At 75.4% G+C, this 14,198-nt stretch carries 12 protein-coding genes, 2 tRNA genes and 1 rRNA gene; 8 read left to right on the forward strand and 7 right to left on the reverse strand.

What is annotated here, in order from left to right; all coding sequences use genetic code 11:
- Window positions 1-98: ribosomal RNA gene (gene rrf / locus J1M38_RS11720) — 5S ribosomal RNA — on the forward strand; the annotation flags it as partial.
- Window positions 99-226: 128 nt separating this feature from the next.
- Here rrf and J1M38_RS11725 read toward each other — a convergent pair.
- The gene (locus tag J1M38_RS11725) at window positions 227-655 is read right to left on the reverse strand and encodes a hypothetical protein (RefSeq protein ID WP_069941857.1); all 429 of its coding nucleotides are present in this window, start codon (window positions 653-655) and stop codon (window positions 227-229) included.
- Between the two features lie 131 nt (window positions 656-786).
- On the opposite strand from J1M38_RS11725, the gene J1M38_RS11730 reads away from it, so the two are divergent.
- Window positions 787-863 (forward strand) — tRNA-Pro (locus J1M38_RS11730).
- Between the two features lie 65 nt (window positions 864-928).
- On the opposite strand, the gene J1M38_RS11735 is transcribed toward J1M38_RS11730, so the two are convergent.
- From J1M38_RS11735 to J1M38_RS11755, 5 genes are all read right to left on the reverse strand, one after another.
- The gene (locus tag J1M38_RS11735) at window positions 929-1,291 is read right to left on the reverse strand and encodes a GNAT family N-acetyltransferase (RefSeq protein WP_069941858.1); all 363 of its coding nucleotides are present in this window, start codon (window positions 1,289-1,291) and stop codon (window positions 929-931) included.
- Window positions 1,292-1,349: 58 nt separating this feature from the next.
- Window positions 1,350-1,847, reverse strand: coding sequence for a carboxymuconolactone decarboxylase family protein (locus tag J1M38_RS11740; protein ID WP_069941859.1), 498 nt, complete (start codon window positions 1,845-1,847; stop codon window positions 1,350-1,352).
- Window positions 1,848-1,939: 92 nt separating this feature from the next.
- On the reverse strand, window positions 1,940-3,499 hold the full coding sequence (locus J1M38_RS11745; RefSeq protein WP_101965697.1) for a DUF5129 domain-containing protein: 1,560 nt from the start codon (window positions 3,497-3,499) through the stop codon (window positions 1,940-1,942).
- A gap of 62 nt (window positions 3,500-3,561) precedes the next feature.
- On the reverse strand, window positions 3,562-4,305 hold the full coding sequence (locus tag J1M38_RS11750) for an NADPH-dependent F420 reductase (protein WP_069941861.1): 744 nt from the start codon (window positions 4,303-4,305) through the stop codon (window positions 3,562-3,564).
- Window positions 4,292-5,194, reverse strand: a complete 903-nt coding sequence (locus J1M38_RS11755) for a fumarylacetoacetate hydrolase family protein (protein ID WP_069941862.1) — start codon at window positions 5,192-5,194, stop codon at window positions 4,292-4,294. The genes J1M38_RS11750 and J1M38_RS11755 overlap by 14 nt, the downstream gene beginning before the upstream one ends.
- Before the next feature lie 65 nt (window positions 5,195-5,259).
- Here J1M38_RS11755 and J1M38_RS11760 point away from each other — a divergent pair, with 65 nt between their 5' ends.
- The 4 genes from J1M38_RS11760 to treZ all read left to right on the forward strand — a co-directional run bounded on the left by J1M38_RS11760 (window position 5,260) and on the right by treZ (window position 11,356).
- Entirely contained in the window at window positions 5,260-6,303 is a 1,044-nt protein-coding gene (locus J1M38_RS11760) for an aldo/keto reductase (RefSeq protein ID WP_069941863.1), read from the forward strand.
- 36 nt (window positions 6,304-6,339) lie between these two features.
- On the forward strand, window positions 6,340-6,825 hold the full coding sequence (locus J1M38_RS11765) for a hypothetical protein (protein WP_069941864.1): 486 nt from the start codon (window positions 6,340-6,342) through the stop codon (window positions 6,823-6,825).
- Window positions 6,826-6,887: 62 nt separating this feature from the next.
- Complete coding sequence (treY, locus tag J1M38_RS11770; protein ID WP_069941865.1) at window positions 6,888-9,368, forward strand: malto-oligosyltrehalose synthase; 2,481 nt, start codon at window positions 6,888-6,890, stop codon at window positions 9,366-9,368.
- Window positions 9,365-11,356 (forward strand): malto-oligosyltrehalose trehalohydrolase, encoded by a 1,992-nt coding sequence (treZ, locus tag J1M38_RS11775; RefSeq protein WP_063190215.1) that lies wholly within the window; start codon window positions 9,365-9,367, stop codon window positions 11,354-11,356. The genes treY and treZ overlap by 4 nt, the downstream gene beginning before the upstream one ends.
- Window positions 11,357-11,369: 13 nt before the next feature.
- Here the strand turns inward: treZ and J1M38_RS11780 are convergent, their stop codons facing one another.
- Complete coding sequence (locus J1M38_RS11780; protein WP_063190214.1) at window positions 11,370-12,671, reverse strand: DUF4032 domain-containing protein; 1,302 nt, start codon at window positions 12,669-12,671, stop codon at window positions 11,370-11,372.
- Between the two features lie 107 nt (window positions 12,672-12,778).
- Between J1M38_RS11780 and J1M38_RS11785 the strand changes: the two genes are divergently transcribed.
- Both J1M38_RS11785 and J1M38_RS11790 read left to right on the forward strand, forming a co-directional pair.
- Window positions 12,779-13,651, forward strand: coding sequence for a thioredoxin domain-containing protein (locus tag J1M38_RS11785; protein ID WP_069941866.1), 873 nt, complete (start codon window positions 12,779-12,781; stop codon window positions 13,649-13,651).
- Window positions 13,652-13,761: 110 nt separating this feature from the next.
- Window positions 13,762-13,838: transfer RNA gene (locus J1M38_RS11790), tRNA-Thr, on the forward strand.
- Window positions 13,839-14,198: the final 360 nt, after the last annotated feature.

The following is a 14,198-nucleotide window of genomic DNA, read 5'->3' on the forward strand; positions in this document are numbered from 1 at the left end:
GGGAAACGCCCGGTTCCATTCCGAACCCGGAAGCTAAGGCCCACAGCGCCGATGGTACTGCAGCCGGGAGGTTGTGGGAGAGTAGGTCGCCGCCGGACATTCTTTGAGGGAGGGCCTCGCACCGTTGGGTGCGAGGCCCTTCCCGCATTCCCGGGAGGATTCACCGGGCGGCCCCGTGCGATCTGCACGGGGCTTTCAGCGTTCCCGGGTGCCTCCCCCTCGGCGCTCAGAGCTCCTCGCCGGCACGCAGCCGTGCCGTGAGCGCGCGGGTGAGTCGGCGGCGCAGCCGGCCGTGCTCCGTGCTCTGCTCCCGAAGGCGCGCGTGCACGGCGTCGGCATGGGCGGGCTTCTCCGAGTCGGGGAGAGCGAGGAAGTCGCGCAGCAGCGGCTCCAAGCGCCCGGTGAGGGCGAGCACGAGCTCCTGCGTCTCCACGGGCCGTGTGCGCTGCAGGCGAGTCCAGGCCGGCCCGTACTCGGCGGCGTGCTCGACCATCTCCCACGCGAGGGCCCAGCTGTCCGGGCGCAGTCGGTGCCGCTCCGCGCGCAACAGCCGTCGCAGGGCGGCCACGGCCTCCTCGAGCTCGGCAGCGGCCGGGGCGCCGTCGTCGTCGGGGGAGGGGCTCGCGGAGGAACGCAGGAACGGCCACCAGCTCATGCCGGCCTCTCTCGGATTCGTCGGGTGCGCAGAGGTCTCACGCGTGCGATTCTGCCCCGCATCTCGGTTTGGCGGCACCCGGTGTGGCTGGTATAGTCGCTCTCTGTTGGATTCAGGTCTGAGACCTCCAACGGGGTGTGGCGCAGCTTGGTAGCGCGCGTCGTTCGGGACGACGAGGCCGCAGGTTCAAATCCTGTCACCCCGACCAGAAAGAGCCCCCGCCGGATCGGCGGGGGCTTTTCTCGTCTCCGGGTGCTCACCGGGCGCGGGGCGTCAGTCCTGGCGGGACTCCAGGAACTGCATATGCTCGGGGCGCGCCGGGTCCACTTCGCCGGCCACGTCGTCGTGTTCGTCCACCCAGTCCTTCACGTACGGGCACACGGGGACGATCCGGCGGCCCGCGGCCACGGTGTCCTTCAGCGCCTCGCGCACGAGGTTCGAGGCCAGGCCCCGGCCCTCGTACTGGTGGTCGACCTTGGTGTGCGGGAAGATCCGCTGGGCCGGGCCGTCGGCGGTGTCGTCGTCGATCGCCACCGTGAAGCCGGCCACCGTGCCCGCGTCGTCGACGACGATCTCGTACCTCTCCGCGTTCTTGCGGACCTGCGGGTGCTCCAGGCTGGGGGTCTGCTCGGTCATGGTCGGTCCTCTCGTTCCTGGGTGGACCCCGCCGCCGGGCCGGCGACGGGGAGGAGGGTCAGTCGTCCCGGCGCCGCACGGGGTGATGGGACAGGATCGAGATGCGGTTCGTCAGGTTCATCACGATCGCGACCCACTGCACGGCCGCGTACTGGGCGTCCGTGAGCGCGGCGGCCGTGGAGGCCTGCACGTAGTTCAGCTGCTCCTGCTCGGGGAGGTCCGTGACCGCCTCGGCGAGCTCGAGCGCGGCGCGTTCCTGCTCCGAGTACACGGCCCCGGCCTCACGCCACGCCGGCAGCAGTCCCAGGCGCTGCACGCTCAGACCGGCGTCGGCGCCCTGGCGGGTGTGCCGGTCCAGGCAGAACCCGCAGCCGTTGAGCTGGGAGACCCGGAGGTTCACGAGCTCCACGAGCTGCCGGTCCAGCCCGGCCTGCTCGGCGGCGGCGCGCGCCGCCGAGGCCAGCGGCCCGACCGCGTGCCATGCCTCGGGCACGGCCTTGTCGAGGAAGAACGCGAGGGGGTCCTGGCGGGGTGCGGGGGTGTCAGCGGCGGTCATGGTCCTTCACTGTCTCGCAGAACGGGGCGGTGGGCCAGGGACCGGGTGCCCGGCCCGGACGAGCTTCCGGCTCAGATCCGGCCCCGATCGGCTCAGAATCGGCCGGACGAGCCCGCCCCGGAGAACGAGCCGCCCGAGGATCCGTAGCCGGTCCCGGAGGAGCTGGACTGCGCCTGGCGATGGTCCTGGACGGACCGCTCGCCGGCCTGGCGGCCCGTGGTGAAGGCCACCACCGTCCAGTAGGCATCCGCCGGCAGCGCGGAGTCCAGGATCGAGCCGCGCGCGGACCGGACCGGGCCACGGTGCGTGCGCAGCTCGTCGCGCAGCAGCTCACGCTCGGCCTCGTCCTTGCCGAACGCCGCCACCTCGGCGTCGGCGAGGGCGGAGACGAGACCGGTCAGGCGACGCCGCAGCGCGTCCAGCTCGTCCAACGCCGCGGCCGGGGTCAGGCGCTCGTCCTGCAGGTCCGCACCCAGCGCCTCGAGCCGGTCCTGGGCCTCGGTGCGGAAGGACTCCAGCGCGGCGACCGCGGACCGGACGGCTCCGGCGGAGCCGACGGAGGAGGCCAGCGTGCCGACGGCGTCCAGGTCGGCCCGCAGCGGGGCGGTCTGCTGGTCCCACGCCGCCGGCCACCCCGGGTGGCGGTTGAAGAAGGTGTTCGCCGCGGCCACGGCGTCGTCGAGGCGGTCGAGCTCACGGGCGCGGTCCCGGACGTCCTCCGCGGCCCGGGCATGCTCCGTGCGATGCAGGCTGCGCTCCGGCAGGGCCTCGAGGCGGTCCAGCTCCGCCGACGCGTCGAGCGCCTGGCGCCGGAAGGTGCGGAAGCGCTCCATCAGCGCGGCCGCGTGGGGCGAGTCCTCGGGCACCGTGGACGCGTTCACCTCGGTGGCGTCCATCTCCAGGGTCACGGAGGTCAGGTGGGTGCGGGCCTCGGCCAGCAGGTCGGCCGTCCGGCGGCGGCGACGCCGTCGGCTCGCGAGTGCCGCGGCCGCGGCGCCGCCGCCCGCCACACCGACGATCCCCGCGCCGAACCACAGCTCGGGAGCCTGCCACCAGGGGCGTCCGATCAGCTCGGCGGCGGCGTCCGTCACATCCACGACCGTGTCCGTCCACCGGGCCGCACGGGCCGCCTCGTGTCCGGCCTCGCGCACCTCCCGCAGCCGGTCCGTGCTGAGCGTCCGGTCCTCGCCCACGTACACCCCGATCAACCGGTTGTCCGGGTCGAGGGCCACGATCACGAGGCCGTCGGCCCATTTCTGGCCGTCCGCGCTGATCCAGTCCGGGTGCTCGGCGCGAGCCCGCTCGAGCACCCGCCCGTTGAATGCCTGAGACGCACGGTCGTCGTCCAGCGCGGACAGGTCCGGGCCGCGCTCGGTGACCACGGCGACGCGGGTCGGCTCCCGGAACTCGATCCCCGCCAGGTCTCGGCGCAGCTGGGCGGGGTCGATCACGCCCGCGTCATCCACGAGCTCCACCTGGTCCCAGGCCACGGCGTGGGCCTGCGGCGCGGTGGCGACGACGGCGCCCGTCACCCCCGCCGTGACCGGCAGGGCGACGACGGTGGCGGCCGCCGCCGGCCCGGTGAGGGCGGCGGCGGACAGGGCGACCGCGGCGAGAGTGCGGCGGGCGGTACGGTGCGTCGGACGGGTCACGGGGGCCTCCTGGACGGGTCGGCGGTCCCGCCCAGCGTAGGCACAGCCGGGCGGGTGGCGTCTCAGCCGATGGGCGCGTCGGCGAGCAGCGCGGCGAGCCGGCCGGCGTCGTGCGCGGTGCCGAACCCCGCCGCCCCCGGCTCGAGGACGCCGGCCCGGTCGAGGCCCGTGTAGGGGACCGCGTCGAAGCCCATCGCGGTGACGAGGGCGATCACCGTGTCGCGCGCGGCGGCGACCGCGGCCGAGTCTGCCGTCGCGTCGGCCGGCTCGGTGCCCACCGCGAGGGCGCGGCGCGGGGCTGTGGCACGCCCGGCATCTCCGAGGTCGTGATGCGAGATCTCCGAGAACGCGCGCACGACGGGCACGCGCAGCCCCGCGGCGGCCCAGCGCTCGGCGATCCGGGTTGTGCCCGGCGCGCCGTCGTCGTCGAGCCACGCCGGGACCGGCTCGTCCCCCCATGTGTTCGTCATGTCCACCACGGCGCGCGTGGCCGGCCCGGCGAGGGTGAGCGGGTCGACGTCGTCGAGCGCTTCGCGCGGCACGGCCACGACGACGAGCTCCGCCTCCGCCGCCAGGTCCTCGGCCGACACGGCGACGGCCTCGGGCGCGTAGATCGTCAGGTGGCGCTGGACCGCCGCGGGGCGCCGCGTGCCCGCGACCATCACCCGCGGGGCGGCCGTGCCCGGGGAGAGGCGGGGGATGCGCGCGATCGCCCGTGCCAGCGCGGTGCCCGCCCGCCCCGCACCGAGGACGCCGACGACGCGGGGCAGGGCGTCCGCCGGCGCCGCAGCCTCAGACGAGCTCATTGCGCTGGCGTCCCAGCCCGGTGATCTCCACCTCGACGACGTCGTCCGGACGCAGCCACGGGCGGCGGCCCTCGGCGTCCCGGCGGGCCAGGGCGACCCCCGCGGGCGTGCCGGTCAGGATCAGGTCACCCGGGTTCAGGGTGACCAGCTGCGAGGCGTAGGAGACCAGCTCGGCGGGGGAGAAGACGACGTCGGCGACCCTGTCCTCCTGACGCAGCTCGCCGTTGACGTGCGTGAGGACGCGCGCATCCGCCGAGAACTCGTCCGGGGTGACCAGCCACGGACCCACGGGCGTCGAGGCCTCCCACACCTTGCCCTGCAGCCACTCGGAGGTGCGGCCCTGGAAGCCGCGCATGGAGATGTCGTTGGCCACCGCGTAGCCCGCGATGTGCTCCGGGGCGTCCTCGACGGCGATGCGCCGGCCCGGCTCCCCGACCACGATGCACAGCTCGCCCTCGTAGTCGACCCGGTGGTCCTCCTCGGGGACCTCGATCGGGTCCAGTGCGCCCGTGAGGGACTGCGCGAACTTCGCGAACAGCGTCGGATGCTCAGGGCGCTCCAGGCCCGTCTCGTCGATGTGGTTCGTGTAGTTCAGGCCCACGCAGAACACCTTGGTGGGGAAGGGGACGAGCGTGTCGTAGACGAGGCCGGAGGTGTCCAGCAGGAGGGACCGGTCGGCCTGCGCCGCGCGGAGGGCGCCCTCCACCATCTCCCGCCGCTCCTCCGGCGTGGCGGTGAGGTACTCGCCGACGTCGCGACAGTCCGGCAGGGCGACGGCGCGCACGGCGACCTCGGGGTCCTCGGGGTGCACGGAGGTGATGACCGCGGCGAACGTGGCGCCGGGGTAGGCGGCGTCGGAGTCGGGCTGGCGGAACGTGGCGAGCTTCATGGACCCATCCCATCACAGGGCGGCGGGTCCGGACCCGGGGCGGGCGGACGTGAGACGGTGAGGCCATGAGCACAGCCCCCACGCACCCGCCGCTCGACCTCGACCCGACCCCGGCCACCCCGATCGTCCTCGGGACCATGGCCTGGGGGTCCGTTCTCCCGCCGCCCCCGGACGCCGATCCGGGGGTGGGGCCGGAGGGGCCCGCGGGCGAAGCGCAGGCCGAGGCGGCCGTGGAGCGTGCCCGCCGCGCCCTGCGCGCCGGGATCGAGGCCGGCGTCGACCTGCTGGACACCGCGGACATCTACGGGGCCGGCCGCTCCGAGGAGACCGTCGGCCGGCTGCTGCACGAGCTGCCCTACGAGGAGCGCTCCGCCCTGAAGGTGCAGACCAAGTGCGGGATCGTCCTCCACGAGGCGGACCCGGCCGGCCGGCGCCTGACCCGCTACGACTCCTCGCCCGAGCACGTGCGCGCCTCGCTGGAGGGCTCGCTGGCCCGCCTCGGCGAGCAGCGCGTGGACACCCTGATCATCCACCGGCCCGACGTCCTCACGCCCGTGGCCGACACCGTGCGCGCCTTCCTCGACGCGCGGGAGGCGGGCCTGGTCGGCAAGCTGGGCGTCTCCAACCTCGGCGTGGGACGCGTCCTCGAGTTCCAGCGCGAGCTCGAGAGCCAGGCGGCGGACGGGACCGGGCTGGCGTGCGTCCAGGTCGAGCTCGGCCTGCACCACCGCACCCTCGTGGAGGCGGTCGTGCTCGCCAACCACCCGGACGCCCCCGCGGACGCCGACGCCGGGCGCCTCGGCCCGGTGTGCGCCGCCGAGGGGATCGAGCTGCAGGCCTGGGGGCCGCTGGGGCAGGGCCGGTTCAGCTCCGGCGACGACGGCGCGGCCGGCGTCGTCGGCGAGGTCGCGGCGGAGCTGGGCGTCAGCCGGGAGGCCGTGGTGCTCGCCTGGCTGCTGCGCCTGCCGTGGGGCGTGCGGCCCGTGATCGGCACCCAGGACCCGGAGCGCGTCGCCGCGTGCGCCGAGGCGGCCTCCGTGGCCGAGGCGATGGACTCCGCGCAGTGGCACCGCCTGTGGACCGCGGCGCGCGGTACCGGCCTGCCCTGAGCGGCCCGCGGACGTGAGGGATGTCACACTGGGGGCATGACCTTCGCGCCCGTCAACCTCTTCACCCCCTGGCTCGCCTACTGGGCGGCCGCCCTCGCGCTCGTCGTCGGCGGCATCCTGCTGGCCGCCGGGATCTGGCGCGAGCGCCGGCACCGGCGGCACGCTGACGAGCACGGACGCAACACCGAGGTGGACGTCCTGGACAACACCCGGCTGCAGCGCCGGGTGGGGGCCGTGATGCTGGCGGTCGCGGCCGTGCTGGCCGGCGTGGGTGTGGGGACGCACCTGGCGGGGCTGGACACGCTGCGTCAGAACCTGACGGCCAAGTACGGCTACACCTCGATCGAGCGCATCCGCCAGTCCGGCACGGGGTTCATCATCGACCTCACCCAGCCGGACGGGACCGTCCTGCGGGACGAGATGGTCCTGGTCGACCCCTCGGGCGAGCCCTTCGTCGGCGAGGACATCTTCCACAACCCGCCGGAGAAGTACGAGGACCTGCCGCTGCGTCCGGCCCCGTGACCGCGCCCGCCGCCGTCCGTCGGGCCTGATGCCGCGTCGGGGGCCTCTGTTAGCGTCGCCGCGTGAGCACCTCGACCGTCCGTTCCGCCCCCGCGTCCACCTACCGGCTCCAGGTCAGCCCGGATCTGCCGCTGGAGTCCGTGGCCGGGCTCGTGCCCTATCTGCGGCGCCTGGGCGTGGACTGGCTCTACCTCTCGCCGCTGCTCGAGGCCGAGCCCGGCTCCGACCACGGGTACGACGTCGTGGACCCCACCCGGCTGGACGCCGCCCGCGGCGGGGCAGAGGGACTGGACATGGTCGCGCGCGCCGCGCACGAGGCGGGCATGGGCGTGCTCGTGGACATCGTGCCGAACCACGTGGGCGTGGCCACGCCCCAGGCCAATCCGGCGTGGTGGGACGTGCTCACCCACGGTCCCGAGGCGGCGCATGCGGCGTGGTTCGACGTGGACTGGGCGGCCGGCGACGGGTCCCTGCTCATCCCCGTGCTGGGAGACGGCCCTGACGGGGACGCGGACGCGGAACTGGACCGTCTCGTCGTCGACGCCGAGGGCGGCCGTCTGCGCTACTGGGACAACGTCTACCCCCTCGCCCCCGGATCGCTCGAGGCGGCCGAGACGGAGACCGGGCTGCGCACCGCGGAGGTCTTCGCGGCGGCGGACCCGGCGAAGGAGCCGACCGCGGAGCAGGCCCGCCTGGCCCGCGCCGTGCACGACCGCCAGCACTACCGGCTGGTCGGCTGGCGCCGCGGCGACGCCGAGCTGAACTACCGCCGCTTCTTCACCGTCACCACGCTCGCGGGCGTCCGGGTGGAGGAGCCCGAGGTCTTCGACGCCGTCCATGCCGAACCCGCCCGCTGGGTCCGCGAAGGGCTCGTGGACGGGCTGCGCGTGGACCACCCGGACGGCCTGGCGGACCCGGCCGGCTACGCGCGGCGCCTGCGCTCCCACGTGCTCCCGGAGGGCTACCTCGTGGTGGAGAAGATCCTCGAGCCCGGTGAGGCGCTGCCCGCGGACTGGCCCGTGGACGGAACCACCGGCTACGACGCGCTCGGCGAGGTCGAACGCGTCTTCATGCACCCCGAGGCCGCGGGCGATGCGGCCGAGGACGCGCGCCGTCGTCGGGAGTGGGACGAGGCCGTGGTGCGGGCCAAGCACGACGTGGCCACCGGCTCCCTCGCGGCCGAGACCGCCCGGCTGGTCCGGGAGGTCCGCGCCGTGCACGCCCTCGGCGCCCACCCGGACGAGGACGTGGCCGCCGCGTTCGCCGCCGTGCTCGCCCGCCTGCCCGTGTACCGCACCTACCTGCCCGTGGGCCTGGCCGTGCTCGAGGGCGCGCTGGCGGACGCGGCCGCGGCGGAGCCGGCCCTCGCCGACGTGCTCGGCGACCTGCGGCCCGAGCTGACCGACCCGGACTCGCCCGTGGCCCGCCGGTTCCAGCAGACCTCCGGCATGGTGATGGCCAAGGGCGTCGAGGACCGGTCCTTCTACCGGTACACCCGGTGGGCCAATCTGAACGAGGTCGGCGGAGACCCCTCCCACGTCGCCCTGTCCCTGGCCGACTTCCACGCCGCCCAGCAGGCGCGCCAGGCCGCCTGGCCGACGGCCATGACCACCCTGAGCACCCACGACACCAAGCGCGGCGAGGACGTGCGCGCCCGCATCGCCGTGCTCGCCGAGGAGCCCGACCGCTGGGCCGCCGAGCTCGCGGAGCTGAGGCGCCTCCACCCGCTCGGCCACCCCGACGCGGAGCGGCTGCTCTGGGAGTCCATCGTGGGCGTCTGGCCCACGGACGGCACCACGCCGGAGGAGGAGCGGATCCTCGGCTTCCTGCAGAAGGCCTCCCGCGAGGCGGCCCTGGCCACCACCTGGACGGACCAGGACCCCGAGTTCGAGGCCCGGCTCGCCGCACTCGCCGCCGCCGTCACCTCCCCCGAGGGGCCTGCCCGGGGCGTGCTCCAGGCCGTCGCGGACCGCATCGCCGAGCCCGGCCTCGTGGTCCAGCTCGGCCACAAGCTCGTCCAGCTCGCCGCCCCCGGCGTCCCCGACGTCTACCAGGGCACGGAGGTGCCCTTCCCCACCCTCGTGGACCCGGACAACCGCCGCCCCGTGGACTTCGCGGCCCGGGCCGACCTGCTGGACCGCCTCGACGCCGGCCACACGCCCGGCCTCGACGACCCCGCCGCCGCCAAGCTGGCCGTCGTGGCCGCCGTGCTGCGCACCCGCCGCGACCGACCCGAGCTGTTCACCGGCCACCGCCCCCTCGACGTCTCCGGCCCCGCCGCCGAGCACGCGATCGCGTTCGACCGGGGCGGGGCGCTCGCCGTGGCCACCCGCTGGCCCGTCCGCCTGGCGGCCGCGGGCGGCTGGGGCGAGACCGTCGTGACCGTGCCGGCCGGGCGGTGGGAGGACGCCGTCACCGGCCACCCCGTCCACCCGGACGCCCGCGGCGCCGTGCGCCTCGACGAACTGCTCAGCACCCTGCCCGTCGCGCTGCTCGTCCCGGCGCACGCCCCATCCGACCGCCGAGAGAGGACCGCCCCGTGACCGAGCCCCGTCCGGCCGACGCCCCCGCCCCGGGCCTGCACCCGATCGGCTCCGACCCCGTGGACCCCGCCGCGGCCGAGCGGGCCGCCGTCGACGCCGCGCGCGCCGTCCCCTACGCCGTGTGGGCGCCGCACGCCGAGAGAGTCGACCTCGTCCTCGTCGACACCGAGCCCGGCGCCCTGCACGACGCCGAGGACCGCTGGCCCGTCGCCGCCGTCGTGGCCATGGACCCCGCCGCCGGAGGCTGGTGGACGCCCACGGAGGACCCGCTGGCCACCCTCGGCCGCGATGCCGCCCAGCCGTCGGCCGACCCCGGCTACGGCTACCGCGTGGACGGGGCGGACCCCGTGCCGGACCCCCGCTCCCGCCGCCAGCCCGACACGGTCCACGGGCCCTCCCGCCGCGACGTCGCCGGCCGCGCCGTCGCGTGGCCGGACGAGGGCTGGGCCGGGCCGCCCGGGGTGGAGTCCGATCCGGCCGCGCCCCAGGGCGGCGGCCTGCGTGGCGCCGTCCTCTACGAGCTGCACGTGGGGACCTTCACGGCCGAGGGGACCCTCGACGCCGCCATCGCCCGCCTGCCGCACCTGACGGACCTCGGGGTCACCCACGTCGAGCTGCTGCCCGTGAACTCCTTCTCCGGGCCGCGGAACTGGGGCTACGACGGGGTGGCGTGGTTCGCCGTCGACGAGTCCTACGGCGGCCCCGCCGCCTACCGCCGCTTCGTGGCCGCCGCCCACGCCGCCGGCCTCGGCGTGGTCCAGGACGTCGTGCACAACCACCTGGGCCCCTCCGGCAACTACCTGCCGGTGTTCGGGCCGTATCTGGGCCCGGGCGGCACCGGCTGGGGCGACGGCCTGAACCTGGATGGCGCCGACTCGGACGAGGTGCGCCGGTTCGTCCTGGACAACGTCCGCTTCTGGCTCGAGGAGATGCGCGTGGACGGGCTGCGCCTCGACGCGGTGCACGCCCTGCGGGACGCCCGCGCCGTGCACCTGCTCGAGGAGATGGCCGCGCTCGCGGACGGGATCGCGGCCCGTGCCGGCCGACCCGTGCCGCTCCTGGCCGAGTCGGACCTCAACGACCCGCGCCTGGTGCAGCCCCGCCAGGCCGGCGGGCTCGGCCTCGCCGCGGCCTGGAACGACGACGTCCACCACGCCCTGCACGTGGCCGCGACGGGGGAGACCCACGGCTACTACGCGGACTTCGCCCCGCTGGAGGCGGTGGCCAAGGTCATGGAGCGCACCTACTTCCACGACGGCACCCGCTCCACGTTCCGCAGCCGCGACCACGGGCGCCCCGTGCCGGACGCCGTCCCGAACCATGCGTGGGTGGCCAGCATCCAGAACCACGACCAGGTGGGCAACCGCGCCGGCGGCGACCGCACCGCGGCCGCCCTGTCCGAGGGTGCGCTCGCGGCCGAGGCCGCCCTGCTGCTGACCGGCCCGCACGTGCCGATGCTCTTCATGGGCGAGGAGTTCGCCGCGTCGACGCCGTGGCCGTTCTTCACCTCGTTCCGCGAACCCGAGCTCGGGGACGCCGTCCGGCAGGGACGACGCCGCGAGTTCGCCGCCCACGGCTGGGACCCGGCCGACGTCCCCGACCCGCAGGACCCCGCCACACGGGACGCGGCGGTGCTGGACTGGGCGGAGGCCGCGGGCGGCGCGGACGGCCAGGGCCGCGGGGTGCGCGTGCTCGCCGCCTACCGCACCCTGATCGGCCTGCGCCGCACGCTGCCCCAGCTCACCGACCCCCGCCGCGACCGCGTCCGGGCCGAGGTGGACGCCGCCCGGCGCCACGTGCGCCTCACCCGCACCGGCGAGGACGCCGACGTCGTCCTGCTCGTCGCCCTCGGCGCGGAGCCGCTGCCCGTGCCCGCGGACCTGACGCGGGCCGAGCTCCTCGCCGGCCACGGCGACGACGGCCCCCTCGGCCCCGGCACGGTGCCGGCGGCGGTCCCGGCCCCCGGCTTCCTGCTCCTGCGCCGCTGAGCCGCGGGCGGCGTCAGTCCTCGTCCGCGGGCGGGACGGCGCGCAGCATGGTGGTCGTGGGGTGCAGCGCCACCGCGTCCTCGTCGCGGCGGGCCCGCAGCACCGTGTCCACGTAGGAGTCCACCACCTCCTGCAGGGGCACGGCCTGGCCGCGGGCCTCGGAGAGGTACCAGCGGTGCTCGAGGAGCTGGTGCATCACCTCGGCGGGCTCGAGCTTGGCACGCAGCTCGAGGGGCACCGAGCGGACCACGGGGTCGAACACCTCCACCACCCAGCGGTGCGCCGCGCCCTCGATGTCCATGTACGGGTCCCACTCCCGGCGGGCGGCCTCGATGTCCACGAGCAGCCGCCGGGCCTGGTTCTCCTGGACCTCGAGTCCCGTGAGGCGGGTCAGCCGACGGCGGTGGTAGCCCGCGTGGACCTCGACGGGCCGGGCGATCATCATCCCGGGGGCGTCGGCGGCGCGCAGCGAGTACTCGGCCAGCTCGAAGCCGAGCTCCTGCAGACGGCGGACGCGGCGGTCCAGGCGCCATGGCTCGGCGCGGGGGAACAGCAGGGGGCCGGTCAGCTCGTCCCACAGCCGGCGGTAGGAGGCCACGAGCAGGTCCGGCGTGGTGACGGGGTCCACCTCCGGGTCCAGCAGCCCGCTGGCCTGCAGGTCCAGCAGCTCGCCGCCCACGTTCACGGCGGCCACGTCCAGGTCGTGCTCGCGCTGGCCGGTGGACAGCCGCTGCCGGAGCTCACCGGTCTCGGCGTCCACCAGGTGGGCGGCGAACCCGCCCGCGTCGCGCCGGAACAGGACGTTGGACAGGGAGACGTCGCCCCAGAAGAACCCCTCGAGGTGCAGCTCCACGAGCAGGGTCGCCAGCGCGTCCATGAGCCGCACGAGGGTGCGGCGCTCGAGGCGCTCCGAGAACACGGCGCGGTACGGCAGGGAGAAGCGCAGGTGCCGGGTGACGAGGGCGGCGGGCAGCGGCGTGCCGTCGTCGTGGGTGCGCCCGGTGACCACGGCCACCGGCACCACCGACGGCGCCGGGCCCCGCTCGAGCCGGCGCAGCAGCCGGTACTCGTGGAACGCGAGCTCCTCCGTGGTCTCCTTCACCGCCACGATGCCCCCGCCCATGCGGGCGAAGCGCACCACGTGACGGGAGATGCCGCGCGGCAGGGCCGCCAGCACCTCACGCGGCCACGTCTCGAGGGGGAGCGCCCAGGGCAGGGCGAGCAGCGACGTCGCCGGGTCCTCGGAGGCGTCCCCCGAGGGGGCCCCCGTGATGGTCAGTCGATCGACGGGGGAGGGGGTCTCGACGGTGTCCATGGTCACGATCCTTCCAGACAGGGCCGCTATGCTCGCCTGGCGCGGCGCGCCCGCTGCCCGCCGGCTCCGGTGCTCGACCCGGACCGACTGCCCCACGAGGAGGACCCTTGGCCCGGAACACGTCAGGCTCGCACACCTCGGCGAAGGACGCCCGTGCGCGTGCCCGCCAGATCCAGGAGGAGCAGCGCAGGAAGGACCGCCGCCGCCGCACCGGCGTCATCTGGGGCTCGGTCCTCGCGGCGGTGCTCGTGATCGGCCTCGTCGTCGCGTTCGTGCTCAACCGCAACGGCGACGACGCCGCGGCCGCCGGCCCCATCCCCGCCGTGACGAACGAGCAGGGCGGCATCGAGTTGACCTCGGCCACGGGCCTGGCGGAGGGCGCGGGAGAACGCGAGGTCGACCCCTCGAGGATCGAGGTGCCGAAGCAGTCCGCGAGCTCCCAGCCCGAGACCCTGCCGGACACCGAGGCCCGGGCGGACGGCGAGCCGACGCGGATCGTGCTCTACGCGGACTTCAACTGCGTGCACTGCGCGAACTTCGAGACCTCCAACGCGGACCAGATCGAGCAGTGGCTCGAACAGGGCGAGGCCACGGTCGAGTACCGGATGGTGGACTACCTGAGCGCCCCGAACAACCAGAACTACTCGGCCCGCGCCGCCAACGCCGCGTACTGCGTGGCGGACCAGAAGCCCGAGGCCTACAACGGCTTCGTGGCCGCCCTGTTCGCCACCTACGACGAGCACCAGGGCAAGGGCCTGGACAACGCGGCGATCACGCAGCTCGCGCAGGAGCACGGCGCGGACATCGCCTCCTGCGTCGAGGACGGCACGTTCCGCTCCGCGGTCGAGTACACCACCCGCCAGGCGCGCGCCGCCGGTGTGGCCGGCACCCCCACCGTGTTCGTGGACGGGAAGAACTGGGCCCTCGACGGCGAGGACAAGACCTTCATCGACTGGGCGGGCGCCAAGATCGCCGGCTGACCCGTCGCCGAGGTCCGCGGGGCGTCCCCACGCCGGGGCGCCCCGCGTCGTCCGCCCGGGCCTTGTACGCTGGGAGGGCCGGCCGCGGCACCCCCGGGCGCCGGCCGCAGGCCTCCTTAGCTCAGCTGGCCAGAGCAGCTGCCTTGTAAACAGCAGGTCGCCGGTTCGAATCCGGCAGGGGGCTCCACCCGACCGCGGGCCCGACGGCGCCGCGCACCTCCGCCGGGAGGGTGCGGCGCCGTCGTCGTGTCCGGCGGGCGCCGAAGCTGGGGTGCCGCTGTGCGCGCCCCGACCATCCGCCCGGCTTGGCTGGCGGATCCGCCAGAGATGCCTCGACCATCCGCCAGACTTCGGCCCGCGGCCTCGTCGTGACGGAATCGTGACCTTACCGTGATCCCAGTCACCCCGGCCCGAGCCCCTCGGGCACCCGCATCCGGTGGCCCAGAACTCCGAGGAGATCCCGTGCAGTCCTCCCCACCCCGCAGCACCCGCCGCCGCATCGGCGCCCTCGTGGCCGGCGCCGTCCTCGCCGGCGGGACCCTGACCT

This window comes from Micrococcus sp. KRD070 (assembly GCF_017168435.1).
Classification (GTDB): Bacteria; Actinomycetota; Actinomycetes; order Actinomycetales; family Micrococcaceae; genus Micrococcus; species Micrococcus luteus.